1 protein-coding gene is annotated in these 1577 nt (G+C 63.2%); it reads left to right on the top strand.

The annotated features are described in order from the left end of the window. The first annotated feature begins 192 nt into the window (after positions 1 to 192). Positions 193 to 1440: an IS4 family transposase gene (locus WCB02_RS36975; protein WP_423966738.1), complete on the top strand. Its 1248-nt coding sequence runs from the start codon at positions 193 to 195 to the stop codon at positions 1438 to 1440. The last annotated feature ends 137 nt before the right edge of the window (positions 1441 to 1577 follow it).

The following is a 1577-nucleotide window of genomic DNA, read 5'->3' as shown; positions in this document are numbered from 1 at the left end:
CCGCTCACACGGGTGACCCCAGGAAGATTTGTTAATCATAAAACAAATCGCCCCGCCAAAAAGTTAGCGTATGATAACAAAAACCCCAAAATGTGTAACATTTAGTTAATCCCGTTCGGCCCGCCGTTCGCGCAAATAGCAGCATTTTGATATTGCGCTGCCGGTCGTTCCGTGGCATGCTATCCGCCCATCATGGACGCTCGCCAGCCGCTACAGGATAAGGACATCCAGTGCCTCGGTCACCTGCGCAAGGTCTATGACCTGCTGGACGCCCTGGACCGCGTCGGCTGCCGGCGCGACCGGGCCGGCAACCGACGGCTGCACTTTGGCGTCTACTGCAAGCTGATGCTGCTGTACATCTGGAACCCGCTGATCGATTCGCTGCGGGTGTTGCAGCAGGCCGCGGAGTTGAAGACGGTGGGGCGGGCGCTGGGGATGGGGCGGTTTTCCCTGGGCAGCTTTTCGGAGTCGGCGCGGGTCTTCGAGCCCGAGCAACTCGAGCCGATCATCGCCGAGTTGGCCGGGCAGGTCCGGGCCTCGGCACAGGACGCGCGGCTGGGGGCGGTCGAGCACGTGATCACCCTGGTGGACGGGACGGTGATGCGCGGCCTGACGCGGATGGTCCGCTCCGCCTGCGGCCCGGAAGGCCGCTACAACACCTCCCGCGACGGCCTGCCCGTCTACGGCTGGAAACTGCACACGCAACTGGACCTGGAGACCCTCACTCCCCACCGCATCGACCGCACCGGGGCGCGCAACGCGGGGGAGCACCGTGAAAACAACGTGCTGCGCCGCAACCTGGAAAAAGACCGTTGCTACGTGGCGGACGGCGGATATTCCGACCAGACCCTCTTCGACGATATTACCGACGCCGCCAGCAGCTTCGTGATCCGCATGCGCGAAGACAGCGTCTTTGAAAACGTGCTGGAAGAGCGGGAACTGTCCCAGGAAGCGCTGGACGCGGGGGTGGTGCGGGACGCGATCGTGCAACTGCCCGGCGCCCGCTATCCCATCCGGATCGTGCTGGTGAAAGTCCAGCCGCACCCCCGCCGCGTCCGCGGCGGCGTCAAACCAAGCGAACACGTGCTGCTGGCCACCAACCTGCTGGATCTGGCGACGGAACTGGTGACGCTGGTCTATCTCAAACGCTACACCGTTGAACTGTTCTTCCGAACGCTTAAGTCCCTGCTGGGCATGCGGCACCTGCTCAGCCAGCGCGAGCAAGGCATCGACATCCAGGTCCACTGCACGGTGATCGTCTGCCTGTTGATCTGCCTGATCACCGGCAAGCAACCCAACAAATACAACCGGAACATGATCGGCTGGTATCTCAGCGGCCTGGCCAGCCAGGAGGAACTGCTGGATCATCTGAACCGTCCGGACAACAGGGGAGCCAAGAAACGGGCCAAGGACGAGCTTTGGAAAAAACTGGGCGTATGAGCCGCGGGAATCCCCGGCCGCGGGCGACCCGCCCTTGATGCTGCGCGTTGCCGGAGGCCGGCGGACTGCCGCCCGATCGGTTAACCCGCACACATGGCTCTTGGTCCGATACCCATCGTCTACCCACAGCCAAGCGC

Origin of the sequence: Bradyrhizobium sp. (genome assembly GCF_049581145.1) — a bacterium.
In the GTDB taxonomy this organism is placed as follows: domain Bacteria; phylum Pseudomonadota; class Alphaproteobacteria; order Rhizobiales; family Xanthobacteraceae; genus Bradyrhizobium.
The sequence above is the reverse complement of the archived record's forward strand: the minus strand, read 5'-3'. Positions and strand labels throughout refer to the sequence as shown.